The sequence below is a fragment of the Hydrogenophaga sp. genome (genome assembly GCF_025699295.1).
Taxonomy (GTDB): Bacteria; Pseudomonadota; Gammaproteobacteria; order Burkholderiales; family Burkholderiaceae_C; genus Hydrogenophaga.
On record NZ_JAILWB010000008.1, the window covers coordinates 181,774 to 198,797 of the forward strand.

Genomic DNA, 17,024 nt, shown 5'->3' on the forward strand with positions numbered 1-17,024 from the left:
TATTAAAAGGCTGCCATCCCCGCCTCAGCAATCCAGCTGTTGGCTTGGTCAGCGTTGTCGTTGGTCACGGGGGCGACCACAGGGCGCAGCATTGCGTCGCGTAGCGACCACTGCAACTGCTCCAATGCGTTCTGAACCCGCTCCTCGGTGAACCAGTTGGACAGGAACTGCTTCCATGCCATCGGGTCCTCCTGAGGTGCTCTCTGCGGCACAACGCCCTTCTGAGAAAGGACGATCTGCCGATTCCTCAAGGCCCAGTCCGCCAGCACCAGCGCAAGGGCTGGGTGGTTGTCGAACGCCGTGAGGTACTGTTGTGCTCGTTCTTGGCGCTTGAGCCATTGACTTGCTTGCTCGCTGACGCCGCTGACTGCTTGCAGTGTGGTTTCCCACACCGTGATCAGCTCCAGCGCCGTATCCCCGAAGGGCTTCGGCACCATCAACACCAGCGACTCTCCCGAGGCCGCACATACGTCCGGATGGACCTCGTTGAACTCACCGAACACTTCCCCATCGTCGGAGAGCGTCTGGTGCAGGTACTTGGCGCGCGTCATCCGCACGTAGCCCATGCGGACTCGTTTGGTCAACAGTGCGCCCAGCTTGATGGCCTCGACACGTTCGAGCTTCAACGCCTTCTCGGGCTTGATCTCGGCGGTCCAGACCTCGGCGCCAACGGCGCTGAAGCCCCACTGTCCCTTGGTGCTGTGCGTGTAAACATCAAAGACCTGGTTCATGTCAGGCCTCAGCTGTTCAGGTTCTCGTCGTAACCTGCCAGCAACGTGATCTGCTCGTTGACGGCCTTCGCCATCGAAGAGCTCATGCGCACGGCTTGGCGAATCGCGTAGTGCAATCCGCTTCGACCCTGTGCCTTCATCACGCTCTGGAACATCACCGTGTACTTAGCCCAGCGAAGCACAGCGCGTGTCGACAAGGGCTTGTCCACGCCAGGCGCATCGTCGCGGAATGCCTGGCGCACCGAGTTGGCAACGCGCACGCATACCTTCGCGATTGGTTCAGCGATGGCCTTGTCTACCTTGCCCGCGAGCAAGTGACGCAGCACCAAGGCCTCTTCGAGTTCGGCTTTGAGGTAGTCCACTTCCATGTAGGACCACCGATCATCGTTGGCGGTGTCCTGGACGTTTCGGCCAGACACAGATACGCGGCTATCAACGGCGTTCTGGGTACCGAAGAAGCGAGTCGTCGGCGCGGGCGTGATGGTTTCACCCGTCTCCGGGATCGTCCACGAGTAGCCCTCCAAGAGCATGTTCAGGCCAGTTGCCTCGCCGGGGTCCAGCGTGTTGTACTCATCGAGCAGCACCGAGGTGCCATCACGACAAGCTTTCACCACCGGCCCGTCCTTCCAAGCGAGGCGTCCATCTTCGGTCGGCAGCAGCTGACCAATCAGGCGGAAGCTCTCCGTCGTGGGCGAGCAGGGCACCTTGTAGAGCGGCACGTTCAGACGAGCGTGCCACTGTTCGATCAGCGAGGTCTTGCCCGCTGCTGGGTCACCCTCGATCAGGAGGGCTTTGAACCCGCCGACCCAGAACATCGTCAGCTGGCGCATGCGCTCAGCATCGAAGACATAGCTCGGGTCCGTGGGTGGCACGCCTTCGAGACCAGGCACAAGGCCAGGAATCGCAGCGTGCTCAGGTGCTTCCGCCAACCCGAAGGTCGTTCGCACGTTGTACTTCTGGATTGCGGGTGTTTTGTTTTCCATCGAAAAGTTCCTTAAAGACATTTCCAAGGCCAATCTCTTTGAGGACGGGGACTAAGCCGTCCTGCAGTCGCTCAGGGCTGTAGCCGCAGATGCGGCAGCACTGTTCAAACGAGAAAGGTGTTGCGGATTGAGGCAGGATTGCCTCAACAGGCTGCATGTGTTCGTCCTGGAGGACGGCAACCATGGTGGTGGGAGCGAAGATCCACTGCAGGACCTCTTTCTTCTCTGCGCCGTTGCCGCGGGCCTGAAGCAACCTCAGCGAGTAGTGCAGGACTACCTCGTGAAGCTCCTCAATGGCGGCATCGGACCACTCTTCGGACTCACCGTCGAGCGCTTCGATCTGTTCGATGACATTGACCCGCAAAGGGTCCACATCACAGTTCAGTTCGTTGCCGTCTCTGGGTCCGCCAAGTGGGATGTCCAGCAGGCGATCGTCAATCGCATCGAACAGGCCTGCGTCCGCTGTTGCCTCCCTGACCCGAAAGGTCCTGGTGGCACCGTCGCGGCGATGGGCTTTGTCCTTGCGCTGCTCGATCGCGAGCATGGCCTGCTCAACAGCCTCGATTTCGTGGCTGAGGAACATCGGCAGGTGAAGCTGTCGGTATTGCTGCGTGGGGTCAGTCGCTGCGGCGCTCATAGGATCTCTCCCAGATGCCGGCGATGTATGTGTCCATCGAGCTTCCAGCTGGTGTGCCGGAAAAGCCCCCAGCCGGGAGCTTGTCCCGGCGGGGTGGATGAATGCGGTGTGACCGCTTGGTGAATGCTGGCACTAAGACCAGCGCTGCTCGACTTGCATCGAGAAGTGCTCATGGCATGGGCGCAGGCCAATGCCCTCAGCAGTTCTCACGCGTGAGCGAAAAAAGTGCGTGTAGGGATGAAAAAAAAGGAAGGGCAAGAGCCCTTCCCTTTTCTCAGCAAGCGATGTTGATCACTTGCCTGCCTCTTCCAGAACCTTCTCGATCTGAGAATGACGATCCTGGATCTTGGTGGAACCAGCAGTGCCGGTGCCGATAGCGAAGTAGGCGACCAACAGCGAAGCGACGACCAGCAGAACTGCTTTCATGGGACTCTCCAGAAAAGGAAGACCCACCAAGCAATCCGCACCCAACGGGCAATGGAATTGCCCAGATGGGAAGTTTCGATGCGATGAACTCACCGGAGTGGGAACATCAGTTGAACGCGTGCAGGTGGCACGCAACGGAGCTTTGCAGCTACGTTTCTTTCGACTACGTCGAGGAAGACGTCACGGCTCAAACCATCAAGCCGTCACGTCTTTCCCGTGCGTGAATTCTATCCAAGGACCAGGCAAGTAACATGGACTGGGGACCGAAGCCCCCGCCACGCGAGACCCGTAGGGCCTCGACCATCATTGCTGTTGCTCTTGCGAGCGGCTCCCAGTGATCTACCGAGGGCAGTTATTGATCTGAATGTTTAGGTGTCCCATCTGCACCGCCGCTGGTAACCAGAAGGCCGTTGCATTATTCGGCCACCCCTGATCGAGGTCAATCGATCCGGCTCAGTGTGTTCGTGGCCATCATGTGCGGAACACCGGTGACCATGGCCAGCGCGTTGAAGTGTTTCGCCTGTACGCGCGCGGCAAGGGCTTCCCCCGCCCCTGCCGAGGAGGTGACGAGTGCGAGCGAATGCGCCGGCTTTGTAAGCTGCTTCAAGAGAAGCGCGCCCCCTGGCAGCGCTTCGTCAGCGATCACCAGGCGCATCGTTTGCTGCAAGCCACCCGCCGTACCCAAGGGGGCCACCGCAACGATGCGTTCGTTCCGGAGGCAATGCGGTCCAGGCCAGTCGAAAACTAGGTTTCTCGGGTCCGTTGCGCACATGAGGACGGGCTGTTCTCCCTCGCGCAAGATGACTACCGCCAGCCTCGCTCTCGTGATCCCTGCCTCCCCGTCGGCGCTTTCAGTGACGCTAACACCCATCCCGAAAGCAATCGCTCCCGCATCCGTGGCCGGGTTCGTTTCTCGTGCAAACGAAGCGACTTCCTCGACCGGATGCACCCCGAAAGCATTCACCCCAGTGAGGACCAGCCCGACCTTCGCTCCGGGCTCGTCTGCGCCGCCGAGCGCTGCCAAACTAAGTTTCGTGCGAGCAATCCGCTCCTCCAAGGTGACCGCTCCAGCCTCTCCCAGCCGCCCCCATCTGCTTTGAACGGCTGCAGCCTGCCCTGCCTGCCGCGGGACCACGGTTTGGTCGCCAAGGCCCTTTCCGATCACCGCAAACGCGATGATCAGCGCCAGCCCGCGCGCCGAATGCCATGCCCAGCGCTTGATGGTTCGATGACGCTCAGACAGCACGTGGTACACGGTGAACGCAGTGACGACTGGCCCAAGCACCAGGGTTGCTAGCCCCCACGAGCCTTTCGCGTCGAAGGCCCAGCCCCAGGCTGGATGTACAGCACCCATGAGGCCCAGCGGCGTCAGCAGTGTGAGCGACCAAGCCAACACCAGACGCAACGCCACGTGGCCAGCGCGCCGGCGCGGATCGACCACCATCGTCCACATGATCGCGGCGAGCGCCGATCCCCCAAGCCACAGCGTCAGTTTCGGCAGAACATCCGCCCCCACCATTGGTGATTGCAGCGCGCTGACTGGCAAGGAACTCAACGCTCCGAGATAGTAGCCACCGGCCAAGGTGAACGCAGACCACTTCCTGCGACAGAGAGCCACAGCTACAGGCAAGACGATGCTCAGGCCGGCCGCCCAGGTCGACAGGGGCCATGCAACAGCCCCCAATGCAGCGCCTGCAACCAAGAGCCCCAGGGTGACCCCCGCACGGGGTGGGACTGTCTGCGGAGTTGTTTTGCCCAAGAGTGGGTCAGATTGTGTGCGCATCGTCTGATCAAGTTATCACGCCGGTCTTGCGATGCAACCCCGCCCGGGGCCGGTCTTCGGGGTGGTATGGGGCCGTTGATCGCCCCTCCTCCTGTTGTTTGGGCACCTAAAGTCACTTTCAACATTTTCAAACAGCTGGAGAGCACTCCCATGTCACAAGCCCCGAGCGCCGCCGAACTGGCTGCCATCAATCAAATCACTGCCACACGCCAGCGCGCCCTGGTGGAAGTCTTCGAGGCTGGATTCGCCAGCAACTTCCAAAGCCCCGTTGTCTTCCTGGACAACATGCAACTGCAGTCCCCCCTTTCGGTGCGCTTCTATCGCCGGGACTTTGCATACCTGTCCAAGCAGCTGTACCTGGAGTATCAGTACCGCAGCTGGCGTGGCTACAACCCTGAGGTGCTCGACCGCTACAACGAAGTCATCACCAAGAAGCTCACGAACATCAACATCATGTTCACCAATACCATCAACCGCCTGGAGAAGCTGCTGCAGCAGAACAGTGTGGTGATGGAGAGCTCGCTGTTCCCCAACCCCGTGACGGTGACCGTGCCGGTGATTGCCTCGCATGCCCGTGCCTATTTCCAGCTGCTGAGCGATCTGGACCGTGTGAACCTGCTGGCCGGCACCGCCAACCTGCTGGGCGTGATCGACTCCAAGCAACGCACCGAAGCCGAGTTCATCTGCAAGAAGGCCGTCCGCGCGTTCCGCTCCATCCTGATGAACGAAGTGGCCAAGCTCTACCGTGAAGCCAAGCGCGTCATGGAAGAGCAGAAGAACGGTGGCAAGGTTGATCCCTCGATGTCGGCTATCGTTGCCGAGCAGGGAAAAGAGATCGCTGCATTCGAATCGAGTGCAGACGAGGGCTCCGAGGCCGACAGTGCTCTGGCCATTGGCAACGCCGATCCATCGCAACTCATCGATGACGCTGCGGCTGCGGCCGTCGCCGCTTCTGCTGCCACCAAGGGCCGCAAGAAGGCCGCGACGACCACCGCCTGACCCGTTTTCTCCCTTCTCATCTTTCGCTCCCAAGAGATGAGCTTTGGGCCGTGGCAACGCGGCCCATTTTTTTTGGCCTTTGATCAGCAGTAGGACAAGCCATGGCCTTCACCCGGGCACAGCAGCAAGCCATCGACCACGACGGACACATGCTCATCGTGGCGGGGCCCGGCTCTGGCAAGACGACGACCTCGGTCGCCAAGGCCATGCGCATCCTCGCCGATCCGCGGCGAAGCCTCATCATGGTGACCTTCACCAAGGAAGGGGCCGTGGAAATGCGCCGCCGCTTGGACGCCGCCCAGCAAAAGGCAGGTGGCGCCCCCTTCCGTGAGGAACGACTGATCATCTCGACGTTTCACAGTATCGCGATCAAGCACCTCTACCGCCACACGCCGCGCCAAAAAGTCCTGAGCCCGGTGCAGCAGAACATTTTGCTCAACGATGCAATGAGCATGTTCATCCACGATGCGGAGGAGCAAAAGGCAGCGCGCCAGGGTTTTGAGTCCTACATGTATGCGGTGGACCGCTCGAGCCTGGCCTTGCCTGAGGAGGTCTACCGGGTTATCCAGCGCTACAGCGAGCGACTGCGCGACACCGGCCATACCGACCTGTACTCAATCATGCGCGACTGTGCGCTACGCGTACACGAAGGCACCATCCCACCCATGCCGTTCACGGACATGCTGGTAGACGAGGGTCAGGACACGGACGATCTGCAGAAACACTGGATCTTTGCGCACGCGCGCGCCGGCTGCCGCGTCACTATCGTGGGCGACGACGATCAGTCCATCTACGAGTGGCGCCAAGCCTTGGGCTACGCTGGGATGAAGTCGTTCATGGACACGTTTCGGGCCAAGCGCATCGAGCTGGGCGACAACTTCCGGTGCCGCTCTGAGATCCTGTCCCATGCCGTCACGCTGGTGGGGCTCAACAAGGCGCGGCTGGAGAAGACACTGGTGGCTCGCCGCGGCAAAGGAGGCAGCATCGGCGCATACAACACTGCCAGTGCCACGCACCAGGCGCGCGAGTTGGCTGCGCTGGTTGCAGAAACCCCCGCGCAGCATTCCAATGCGGTTGTGTTGGCGCGCAAGAACCGCTCCCTGGACTTGCTCGAGATGGAGCTGCGCGCCGAGGGTGTGGAGTACATGCGCCTGGGCAAGAGCATCTGGGACAACCCTAACATTGCGGGCTACCTGTCGTTCCTGCAAACGCTGCTGGACAACTCGCCTGTGGGCGTTCTCGGTGTGATGCAGTACCACGGCATCAGCGAGGATCTCAAATCTGAGGTGCTGCGCTCCATGGATGGTAGTGCTGCGACCTTTCTTGACGGCGAGGTGCCGGATCTCGATCATGCGACAGCCCAGGACCACAAGAACCTGCAGGAGCTTGCCAATAGCTGCGCGTACTGGCGCAAACAGCTACGTGCATCTCGCACCGGCGTGACAGGTTCGGTGCGAGAGGTGATCTTGGAGGTGGGTTCGCTCTATTCCGGCTGGATGAAGCGGCGCCACACGTCCGAGCTGGTCGATATCTGCTCGCGAATCCTCAGCGACCTGAGCGGAACCCTCTCCAGTCGCCTGAAACTGGTCAGCACGCGCTCTCGCGACCTTGACAGTGTTCCCCTGGTCCTGATGACCATGCACGGCTCCAAGGGCCTGGAATTTGAAACGGTGCACGTGATCGATGCCAGCGCGAGCGACACCGACTCGCATGTGGCCAACTACGAAGCCGAGCGCAGGCTGATGTACGTGGCGCTCACCCGTGCGAAGAATCGCTGCATGGTCTGGTATTCGGGAAAGCCCCATATGACGGTCACCGAGGCCCGAATCCCGGTCAAGCACCGGTACGAGGAGGTCAAGGAGCTTCTATTGAAGGGCAACTGATGCGCCGGGTGCACGAGCCGCTGGAGATGGTCTACGAGCGCAGGCCACACCGCATGCTCGTGCTGGAGTCTGACAGCACCCAGGAACTTGACGAATTGGTGGAGCGCGCGCGTGGCAAGGGGTGGCAGGACTACCTCGAAGGTCGCGTTCCAGCCGATGGCTGGTACAGCGCATGGATGCTCAAACCTGCCGGTGAAGCACCACCGCCGTAGCAATTCCTGGCCATCACCCTGCAAGAGTCTGGTCGCTCACATAGACGCCTCGGGACGCTCGCGCTGAGAGTGCGTTGTATCCCTCCATGAGCACCGTCATCGGCAGCTCGTAGACGAGATCGGGGCCACTGGTGTCATAGATGACCACCATCTGCTGCTCGATGGACGCCCCTCCTCGCACCGCGACCACACGAACGACATGATTCTGGGGTCGCACCAGTGGCGGGGTGTAGTCCAGTTGGCGTTGGGCCGACAAGTACCGGTAGATTGGCTTCGCAGAGAGCGCCACGATCACGACTCGCGAGGCCCGCACTCCCCCAACGATCATGGCGTGAGCCTCAGCGGTTGGCGTTAGCTTCCCGGACAGCAGCGCACCCATCGCTCCGCCAACATACTTCCCCGGCATGCCAAGGCGCGCCAGGACGTCGCCGTACGCCGTGATCGCCTCGACCCGGTTGGCGATTTCCCGCACTCTCGCTTCGGTCGGAACGCTTTTGCCCAGTGCGATGGCGGCGCCTCTGACCTGGTAGAACACGCAGGTGTCCCCGACTTGCCTCTCTGCAGCCTTGGTCGCTGCATTGATCCACGCGGCTTGTTTCCCATAGGCCGCCGCCTCAACAGCCACCGAAAGCCGTTCGCCGGCCTGCGTGGCCGAGAGGTGAAGCATTGCCAGCAGCGCGGCGATGAGAAGAAGAAGGTTCCTGGTACGTGTCATGTTCGAGTCATTTCGACAGTTGAGGTGAATTCAAGATATCTGAGTCTCTCGAAACTTCCAGATCGGTTGTCGAAGGCGGTGGTGGCATGTGCACCTCAGCCCCTCAAAAAAAAGGCCCGAGCGCAATGCCCGGGCCTTTTCCGTGTGTTGTTGAACCTGCAGCACGTCAAGCCGCGACGGCCTCCTCATGTTGCTTCTTCTTGCGCTTGGCCACCACGGACGGCCTCTCGACCTTGTGGCGCTTGCCATCGCGAACGATGCCAAAGCGTTCCCACACCGCGGCGTCGATCCGCAAGGGCGTCACCATCATCCGGTTGAGGTTGATGAACGCACCCTGCGTATCTAGACGCCCCTCGGTGAACAGCATCCACAGCAGATTCGCTGCGAAATCCGACACCGTCGTGTTGATGTACAGGCTCTGCTTCTCCAGCGCTTCGGCCAATGAACACGATGGCGTGTTGTCCTTGTCCTCGGCAGCCGAGTCGATGAGATCTGGGTAGAACTCAGCGATGTGCGGCAGTCGCTTCGGGTCGTCCTTCACCTTGCGGCGCGACGTGACCTGCCCGAGCACCACCTGCCCATCGTTGGCACGGTTTCCCGTGTCCAACCAATAGCGGGTGCCGCTCGCACAGTTCTCCAAGCCTCGCAGGATCGCCAGGCGGGCAGCGCGGTTGTCCACCGCGCCTATCACCAGGTCGAAGGCATCCAGGCTGGCTCGGGTTCCGAGGATGGCCGGTTGCGCCTTCCATCTCGTGCACTCCAGCGCCATGTTTGCTCTGTTGACCAGGACATCGCACTTGTATGCGCCGATGTCGCTTGGGTAGAACGCCTGTCGCCCGATGTTGGCAGCAGACACCGTGTCCGGATCCACAACCACCACATCGAGGCCATTGGGATGACCTTTCGCCTTCAGTGCACGGTGCAGCGCAACGAGCTTCTCGAGCATTCGACTACCTGTGCCTCCTGCTCCCACGAGGAGCACTTTCACAGCGCGCGTCATCAGCTTTCCGTCTAGCACGTGAGTATCGCGTGGCTTCACAGCGTCACCTCCAGGCTGCCATCGGCTTTGATCGCCGCTGGCATGTAGAGGCCCGCCATGCAGAGCCGGATGGCCGAACTTGGCGTTGCGTGATCCAGGTTTCCCAGAACCGCACTGAACTTCATGGAGCCGTGATCGTCTTGATCATCGACCTCGGAGAAGAACGCTCGATGCTCTCCGTGGCTGTGGAAATCCACCACCAGGTGTTCGCTATCCGCCATGCGAACCTCTTCGAACTGCACGTAGACCGCGTTGGCGACCACGCTCTTGCGAACCTGATAGCGCCACTGGTTGGTCTTGGAGTTCCAGATCAGAGCGGCGGCGACCTCATTCGGAAGCGCTGCGCGCGCGTCGGCGGTGAACTGACGAATCAGATCAGCCGGAACACGAGAGCAGCGCACCCGAACAGAGGCTTCCAACTCCCCGTAGGGAAGCTGCAGACCGCCGTCGAGACTTGCCACCGGATGCACGATCTGCAGCCAGGGAAGGCTGACTTCGCGCATCACGCCGGTTTTGCCGACCAAGAAGCGAACTCCATGCTCGGCGTATTCTTGCAGGGGCTCCGCAGTCGGTACCGCCACAAGCGGGAAGGCGCTCAGGATCGCCTTGTCCATGTTGTTCATCAGAATTCTCCTTCGGCCCGAACGTGCGGGCGCTCATAGAAATCGAGCGCCAACAGATCGTTGACGTTGAGTTTGATGTCCACCAGAACGTTCTCGGGGAACGTCTTGGCAGGCCGATTGAGTTGCTTCTGCCAAAAGGCGCAGGGCTCAACCCCGAGGGTCAACCTGTCCTTCTGACGGAAGTTCGGGTGGGTGAAGTTCGATCCGAAGAAGAACCGTTCCCAGGCCTCGAGGTCGTTGCGCTGATCCTCTTCCGGCAGCATGGCGTTGCCCACGCAGACCTGGCCGTTGGACCACACGTTGAAGAACGGGGCTTGAAACAGTTGGGTCTGCCTCGTCGGTGCAGCGTCGCCCTTGAAGGCGAAGACATGCAGCGTGCGAGCCGCGGCCATGAACACCAGCCCCGGGGTGGGACAGGTGCCTTTACCGCTGAACTCGACCAGGCTGTGACTGCTCGCCTTGAAGAACATCGCGCGCTTGCGCGGCGGTGTCCACCAGATGAGCCGCCCCATACCCCTTGCGAGGATGGCCGGGTCGTTCCACTCGATGCTGGGCCGATCCTTGGGTTTGAGCCCTTCGATCAGCGCCTTGTAATCGCCCTCTGTGAGGGGGCTTCCCGGTCGAATCATGGGCTTACCGTCCATGAGCTCGATCGGATGCTTCGTCGCGTAAGCGTCTCGGCTTGCGCGCGACTGGTAGACCAGTAGGGCATGGGTCAGGTTGTACTGATCGCCCAGGCTGTCCGCTTCAAATTTCATCGTCGTCTCCATGGACGGAAAGGTGTGACATCAGCCGCTCGAGCAGATGCCACGCGTTGAGATAGTCCTTGAGTTGAACGACGAGCCCAGCGAGTTGCTGGTCCGTCACTCCATCCTTCAAGGGCAGGGTTTTGCGCGCGTAGGCCTCAACGACGTCGCCGGCGTTGTAGCTGTTCTCCTCCGCGTGGGCTGCCGTCTCCCAAAGGAGGTGCGGGTCATCCCAGGCCAAGAAGCACATAGCGCCGATCGACTCCATGTCGGCCGAGTACTCGTCCTGGAAGAAGCCGAACTCAGGCGCGCCCTTCTTGGTGAGCGCAGCGTGTACGTCCAGGGCCGCACTCACACACGGTGCTTGAGGGTGCTTGCCATTGGTCTTGAGCCAACGCTTCACCGCCCGAGTGCTGGCCGGCCGACCGTTTCTTTGCTTCTTGGCTTTTGGCTTGTAGGAAACAGTGCCAAGCAGGTGGGCGTGTCCTCCCACGCTGTTCAGAATGTCCGAAGGCCAGTGCACGTACTGCTCGCGCAGTGCTGCGATCTTGTCCTCAGATACCGGGGAATCGTCCTCGTACTCACGCGCACCCTCTTCTGCAAGCAGCAAGCGGGCAAAGCATTCGTCGGTGAACTCATCAAGCTCGCTTAGACGGTAGTCCAGGTGATAGGCCACCATCGCCATGTCGTACATGAACAGCCCCGAACAACGGGCCTGTTCCAGCACTTCGTTGACGAACCACCCCAAGCCAGCCATGGCGACCTCAAGGGGCTCGACCACCGGCTTGAGCTGGAAGGTTGGTAGATGTTGATCCGCGCCGATGTAGATCGTCAGCAACTCGTCACTGACCTCCACGCGGGGGTGGCCGAGCAGGGTTTGCCCGAGACCTTCATAGCGCTGGCTCACGAAATCGGTCCATTGCTGAGCGACCACTTCCTGCACCGACTGCATCTGCCCGCCGGGCAGCGCAACGCCAGAGGCTTCACCCGCGAGGGCAAAGCGTGCAAGTACGCGAGATCGCTCTGATGCCTGCTCCAGCACGTAGGGGATCTCCGGGGAGATCGTGGGCAGGACGAAAAGCCCCGGGACCGCTACTGCGGCGGGGGCGCTTTCCATTGTTTCCATGGGTTCTCCAGAGTCGGGAACCCAACATCCCCATCGGGAAGCGGGTTCCCAATGGGTAGGTAGAGGCGCAACGGCTAGGCGTCGCGCGAAATCGCAAGGTGCGAAGACGGTGGGATTTTCGCAGACCCGCGCACTGGTGTCATCCGACCAGGTTCACCTCGCCCGCGGCAATATGCGGGTGGCGTTCTGAACTCCGCTCTCGTAAAGGTAGCCAAAAGGGTACCGCGCTGCCGCCAGCACGAGATAGGTAGTCTCGCGTGAGCCATCGTTACCCTCGTCAATCCACCGCAAAACAGACGCCGGCACCGTCCTGGCAAGGATCCACCCGTTATGGCTGTCATCAGCGAAGAGGCGGTAGACGTTGTAAGCCTCTACTGGCGGGTCTCCTGACGCTCGCACCTGCCCAGATACGTCTTCCCATTCGATCAGAACGGCATGCTGACCGCTATTCGGCGACGTCACATGGGCTAGGCGCGTAACCTTGGGCTCCACCTCTAGAAGAGTGACAGGGTCCTGGCCGAACGCAATTTGGTTCGCCGTTATGACGATCACCGGCTTCGCGTCTGGCAGATCTACCTGACCTTCGTCAAAGTACTCAATCGGCGGGTTTGCCAACTCCAGGATGCTGCCTCTTGGCGGCCAATGGTGGATCTGGGTCTCGAATATGGGCTCTTTGCGAGACCGAAGTCGATGTGGTGCCGATGCCCCATCAGGCTGGAGGGTCAGGATCATCCGCCCACCCATCCGTAATTTCATTGCCGTCTGAGACGAGCGAGTGACTTCGCCCGCCATCACGAACCCGTCCTCCATGTGAACGAGCCATTGCGCCCCTATCGGCTGATAGGGCTCATCAGCAAGCAGTGACTTGGCGCGCCGAGTCACGTTGGCCAGGCCTACCGCCAGCCTCATAGGCCCAGCAGGCGCCAAAGGCGCAAAGCCATGCTTTGCGAATCGAAGGATCTCAACTGACTCGGACACCACCCCACCAGCGGCAAGACTGACCGCCACCTCAGGTGATACGGAGTGGCTTTTTCGACATTGACTGCCGCATGCCGTCACCTCTGAATTGAGGTTGACTGGCTGGCCGTTGTACAGGGCACTCGCCGTCAACGCCAAGTGCAAAGAGGATGTTTCGAATTCACTCGCCTGCGCCAAGGGCTCGAACGCGCTCGCTACGCTCCCGTCATCGGCGGCGGTGTTGATGCCAACAGGAGCGACATTGACGCCTGTAGTGCGGAGTAATGGCATAAGCGCTCCTCCTATTCGAGTTTTCTGCGCCGACTATGACTCGACCGAGAGGTGACGTTCACAGATGGACGCGCCACGCGTCGCGGCGCATCTACTGGAAGTTGCACGAACTCTCAACCCCTGGGCAATGGCCTTCGCAACGTGTCTGTCTCTACCAGAACTGCCGTTGTTCGAAGTTCTGCAGCAATTTTCGTAAGCTCAACCCGAGACTTGTGTACTTCATTCAGGAGTTTGCTGAACGGCAAGAGCTGGCGAGCAGCAGAGTCCCGAGCATCATCGTCAACGAACAGATCCCCATTGATGCAAACCGTCCCATCACTGTTTAGGTGAGCACCCGCCTGTATCAAGACAGCCGGATGGATGAACGTCAGGGCAAACAAAGGCTCTAGCTGTTTCGCAGTCTGCTGCGCGGGCTTGGCCAGCCTCCAGTAGGAATCCAACTCGCTACAAGCACGCACCATGTCGCGAAACTCCTCCGTCAGGTCGGGCGGAGACCCACGCTCCTGCTCGATACGATCCAGCGCTGTCTTGGACGCATTGATCAATCTGTCGATTGAGTCCGCAATTCCGTTCAGAAGCCGCGCTTGCTCATGCCGCCGCTCTCGATCCATCCGAGTTGCATCAACAAACGTCTTCTGCAGGAAGGACAGCGCCGTCAAAATGAAACCATCTGGCATGCGGGCTCCAGAACACCTGAATTGGCCTCATCTGCAAAGCATGGACTGTGGCACTCAATGCAGCAGAAGCTCAATCATGAAGAATCGACTGTTGCATATGTCAGCACTGCGCGCAAGTCAGTACGAACGCCCCACCGCGCGACGAAATCCATTTCCTATGTTCGGCTGCATCGATCTCCCGTTTCGAACGTTGCTGGTTCCGGTTACTGTTGGCTGCAGGGCTTCTGCTGCAAGCAGCCAAAAAAAAACCCGCCGAGGCACGAGGCCAGGGCGGGTCACTTGATGAGTTGTGTTGTCGTACGGCGCCCCATGGATGTCCATGGTTCGCGCCGGCGTCAGGGTCTTAGCCCCAGATGCCAAAGGCCTGCGAAGGCATGCCCATCGGCTGCCCACTGCTGCGGCTGTCCGAGAGAACAGTCATCAGTCTGGCGGCCGCCTGGCGGTCGTTGTTCGACTTCATCTCCATCGCGGGCAGGCTACCGGTAGCCCCTGCCGTCACAACTCGCTCGATGAGCGATCGTGCGTCCAGCAACGTGGCACTGGGAGCCGCCTCGACGCGTCCTTTCGCGCCGGCGGCCCGAATGAACTTCCAAGTGGCCACTCCGTTTTCCGTCGTAGGGCCCTCGGTGACAGCGTTGTTGAGTTCCGGGAACTGCGTCGCGTAGAACTCCCGCACCTGATCGAGCGTCATCGACTCGTTCGGATCGGGCAACGTCAGCGAGTTGTAGCGAAACTTGCGCGTGAGGTTGAGCACTTGCATGGTCTTCCTCCTCAGAACAGAGACTCGTCCAGAGCGCCAGTGCCAGCGGGTTGAGCATCGCTGCCCTCCTCACCGGCCGGATCCCCCGACTCATCAATTTCTTGGGTATCGCCGCCGTCCATAAGGCCGTCGGTGAGATCGCGCGGTTTCTTTCCCGGCACCGAGGGCCTGGTCATGGACTTGCCGGGCGCTTTCGGCGTCGACTTGTTGGCGACCGCAGCCTTGGCTTCCTGAGCGAGGCTCTTGGCAGCATCTTCCGCAGCTTTGAGTTCCGCCTGGGACTGCTCGATCAGACCGGAAATGGTCAGTTGCGAGGCCAGGTACGTCTCCAAGAAGGCGGGCAGCTGCTCGTCGAGCTCGGCCGCCGATGCGACCAGGGCCTTAGGAGTGAGCGTGATGCCTGCCTTGTTTTCCTTGGCCACAGGGATCAGGTCCAGCTGCAGCTTCTCGCCGTTGGCAGAAAGCTTCATCTGAATCGTCACACCAGCGGCAACCAGGGGAGCGAATTGTTGAAAGAGGTTCATGTCGTCTACTCGTGATGAGGTTTGACAGGAACCACCCCCCCTGATGGGAGGTGGGTCCCATCGGGAGGTGTTTCTGCTGAGCCGTCAGGGCTCAACGGGTTGGCTTACTTGCCCCAGCGCATAAGTGCCGGAACGTTGCCTCTGTACTCGAAGCCTTCAACTGCCAACACGCCCTTGACGAAGTCCTTCTTGGGACCGTTCTTGAGCTTGTCGTAGTGCTTGCCTGCTGCATCCGCCAGGCCGATCTCAATGCACACGGCGTCAATCTCGGTTTTGGTGAGGATGTCCAGGAAGGTCTCGTTGAGCTTCCAGTAGTTCTCGATGCGGATGTCCAGCGCCTTGAGGTAGCCGGTGATATCCGCGATCGGAGCCGTCTTGCTGACGTTCGCTGCAAGGTGCTGCAGCGCCGTCGCCAGCGCGGTCTGATCCAGGCCCAGGAGCATGGTCAGAAGTTTGCTGGTGTCGAGCTCGGTGTTGAGCTTGACGTTCAGCGCCTTCTCGATGGCCTCCGTACTGGCCATCCGATCCATATCGGACGGTCTGTGCAGTGCCAGTGCCACGAGCAACGCTCGGTTCTGAAGCACGGGCAGCTTCTCAGCTGCTCGCTTGAACACCGCGCGCCAGATGGCTTCACGGTACTCTTTCACAGTCCCTCGCGGTTCTGCACTGGCCACGACCTTCGGCGCCGCTTTTGCAGGCGCATTCGACGTCTTGGTCGGCGCTTCGGTCGGTGCTGTGGACGTTTCCTTGCTGGCAGGCACCGCTCCCGCATGCTCCTCCTTCTCGGCGGAGCCTGCCGGTGCGGACGCTGCCTGCGCATCCTTGAGTGCCTTGACGTTGATCGCCACCTTCTCATCGTTGCAGGTCTTGTTGAAGCACACGTCCTTGTAGACGAGGCCCAGCTTGTCCGGAACCGCTGAAACGCACGCGCCAAAGTCACCACAGGTGCGACAGGCCCTTGCCTGTTCTTCACCCAGCCCCTTCACACCATCTGCGCGCACGGGCTGCAGGGTTGCGTTCTCGCCCGGTCGGACGATTCGCACCACCTGGTAGGTGTCGGCAAGCGCCTTGACGCGCTTTTGCAGCTCGTCTTCGGTCTTGTCCGAGTAGCACTCCTTGTTCGTACAGCGTGAGCCACTGAACGAGGTCTCGAACATCGACTGTTGCATGCCGGTGTTGTACTGGCATCCAGTGCAATCGGCTCGATCGAAGATCGCCGCTTCCAGACTCAGCAGCGACTGTTCGGCCGCGGCCTTGAGCTGCTCAACGGTGATCTTTCCCTGCGCAGCGAGCAGTTTGGCAAGCACGTTGGCCTGCACTTCTTTGCGCAACGCGGCGAGGATCTCCACGTGGCCCACCAGGATCTTGTCCTCCAGGTAGGCGTCGCGCACCTCTTGCGTGGCGTTCATCACCGCAAGGCGACGATCGAGTTTGTTGCGGCCCCAGCCCAGGCGGCGCGCGGCTTCCTCGCGGTCGCCCTTGCACAGCCCCAACATGCGCATGGCGCCTTCGGCATCTTCGATGACCGAGGGATCCTCACGCTCGTTGTTTTCCGCCAGCATGGCCGCCGTCGCCTCGGCGTCTGACATGACACTGACTTCGGCCTTGATCATTGCTTCTGGGCCGAACTCGGCCACCACTGCCTTGAAGCGGCGACCGCCAGCGATCAGCTGGTAGCTGTCGTCGGCGAGCTGTCGAACCACCACAGGCTGGAGTAGTCCTCGCGCTTTGATGTCTTCCCGCAGGCTGGCCATCTTCTCCGGGTTGTACCGGCGACGATAGTTGAAGCCCTCCTTCACCTGCGAAACAGGGATGAGGCGGCTCTGCGCGACTTGGGGGTTGGTACTTTCCATGGAATCTCCAAAAAAAATGGGATTCCACGGCCCGCTAAGGGACTCGAAGAATCCCAGAG

General features: G+C 60.6%; 18 protein-coding genes. 3 read left to right on the plus strand and 15 right to left on the minus strand.

The window, feature by feature from the left end; genetic code table 11:
• Positions 1-2: 2 nt before the first annotated feature.
• From K5880_RS10470 to K5880_RS10490, 5 genes are all read right to left on the minus strand, one after another.
• Positions 3-731 carry a hypothetical protein gene (locus K5880_RS10470; RefSeq protein ID WP_297651423.1) on the minus strand — a complete coding sequence of 243 codons (729 nt, stop codon included), beginning with the start codon at positions 729-731 and terminating at the stop codon, positions 3-5.
• Between the two features lie 8 nt (positions 732-739).
• On the minus strand, positions 740-1,714 hold the full coding sequence (locus tag K5880_RS10475) for an AAA family ATPase (protein WP_297651424.1): 975 nt from the start codon (positions 1,712-1,714) through the stop codon (positions 740-742).
• A complete protein-coding gene (locus K5880_RS10480; protein ID WP_297651426.1) occupies positions 1,644-2,351 on the minus strand; it encodes a hypothetical protein in 708 nt (235 codons plus the stop codon). The genes K5880_RS10475 and K5880_RS10480 overlap by 71 nt, the downstream gene beginning before the upstream one ends.
• Before the next feature lie 291 nt (positions 2,352-2,642).
• Positions 2,643-2,777, minus strand: coding sequence for a hypothetical protein (locus K5880_RS10485; RefSeq protein WP_297651428.1), 135 nt, complete (start codon positions 2,775-2,777; stop codon positions 2,643-2,645).
• A 439-nt stretch (positions 2,778-3,216) separates the two neighbouring features.
• Positions 3,217-4,323: a hypothetical protein gene (locus tag K5880_RS10490; protein WP_297651430.1), complete on the minus strand. Its 1,107-nt coding sequence runs from the start codon at positions 4,321-4,323 to the stop codon at positions 3,217-3,219.
• A 387-nt stretch (positions 4,324-4,710) separates the two neighbouring features.
• Here K5880_RS10490 and K5880_RS10495 point away from each other — a divergent pair, with 387 nt between their 5' ends.
• The 3 genes from K5880_RS10495 (at position 4,711) to K5880_RS10505 (ending at position 7,654) form a co-directional block, all read left to right on the plus strand.
• A complete protein-coding gene (locus tag K5880_RS10495) occupies positions 4,711-5,559 on the plus strand; it encodes a hypothetical protein (RefSeq protein ID WP_297651432.1) in 849 nt (282 codons plus the stop codon).
• 101 nt (positions 5,560-5,660) lie between these two features.
• The gene (locus K5880_RS10500) at positions 5,661-7,442 is read left to right on the plus strand and encodes an ATP-dependent helicase (protein ID WP_297651435.1); all 1,782 of its coding nucleotides are present in this window, start codon (positions 5,661-5,663) and stop codon (positions 7,440-7,442) included.
• The gene (locus tag K5880_RS10505; RefSeq protein WP_297651437.1) at positions 7,442-7,654 is read left to right on the plus strand and encodes a hypothetical protein; all 213 of its coding nucleotides are present in this window, start codon (positions 7,442-7,444) and stop codon (positions 7,652-7,654) included. The genes K5880_RS10500 and K5880_RS10505 overlap by 1 nt, the downstream gene beginning before the upstream one ends.
• Positions 7,655-7,667: 13 nt before the next feature.
• Here K5880_RS10505 and K5880_RS10510 read toward each other — a convergent pair whose 3' ends face one another.
• From K5880_RS10510 to K5880_RS10555, 10 genes are all read right to left on the minus strand, one after another.
• Entirely contained in the window at positions 7,668-8,369 is a 702-nt protein-coding gene (locus tag K5880_RS10510) for a hypothetical protein (RefSeq protein ID WP_297651439.1), read from the minus strand.
• 166 nt (positions 8,370-8,535) lie between these two features.
• Positions 8,536-9,408 carry a PRTRC system ThiF family protein gene (locus K5880_RS10515; protein WP_297651441.1) on the minus strand — a complete coding sequence of 291 codons (873 nt, stop codon included), beginning with the start codon at positions 9,406-9,408 and terminating at the stop codon, positions 8,536-8,538.
• Complete coding sequence (locus tag K5880_RS10520) at positions 9,405-10,031, minus strand: PRTRC system protein A (RefSeq protein ID WP_297651443.1); 627 nt, start codon at positions 10,029-10,031, stop codon at positions 9,405-9,407. Before K5880_RS10520 ends, K5880_RS10515 begins: the two co-directional genes overlap by 4 nt.
• Positions 10,031-10,789, minus strand: coding sequence for a PRTRC system protein B (locus tag K5880_RS10525; RefSeq protein WP_297651445.1), 759 nt, complete (start codon positions 10,787-10,789; stop codon positions 10,031-10,033). Before K5880_RS10525 ends, K5880_RS10520 begins: the two co-directional genes overlap by 1 nt.
• The gene (locus K5880_RS10530) at positions 10,779-11,903 is read right to left on the minus strand and encodes a PRTRC system protein F (protein WP_297651446.1); all 1,125 of its coding nucleotides are present in this window, start codon (positions 11,901-11,903) and stop codon (positions 10,779-10,781) included. The genes K5880_RS10525 and K5880_RS10530 overlap by 11 nt, the downstream gene beginning before the upstream one ends.
• Positions 11,904-12,056: 153 nt before the next feature.
• Entirely contained in the window at positions 12,057-13,151 is a 1,095-nt protein-coding gene (locus tag K5880_RS10535) for a hypothetical protein (protein WP_297651448.1), read from the minus strand.
• Between the two features lie 113 nt (positions 13,152-13,264).
• Positions 13,265-13,828, minus strand: coding sequence for a hypothetical protein (locus tag K5880_RS10540; RefSeq protein ID WP_297651450.1), 564 nt, complete (start codon positions 13,826-13,828; stop codon positions 13,265-13,267).
• A 343-nt stretch (positions 13,829-14,171) separates the two neighbouring features.
• On the minus strand, positions 14,172-14,588 hold the full coding sequence (locus K5880_RS10545; protein ID WP_297651452.1) for a PRTRC system protein C: 417 nt from the start codon (positions 14,586-14,588) through the stop codon (positions 14,172-14,174).
• A gap of 11 nt (positions 14,589-14,599) precedes the next feature.
• Positions 14,600-15,112 carry a PRTRC system protein E gene (locus K5880_RS10550; RefSeq protein ID WP_297651454.1) on the minus strand — a complete coding sequence of 171 codons (513 nt, stop codon included), beginning with the start codon at positions 15,110-15,112 and terminating at the stop codon, positions 14,600-14,602.
• A 104-nt stretch (positions 15,113-15,216) separates the two neighbouring features.
• A complete protein-coding gene (locus K5880_RS10555) occupies positions 15,217-16,965 on the minus strand; it encodes a PRTRC system ParB family protein (protein ID WP_297651456.1) in 1,749 nt (582 codons plus the stop codon).
• Between the last annotated feature and the right edge of the window lie 59 nt (positions 16,966-17,024).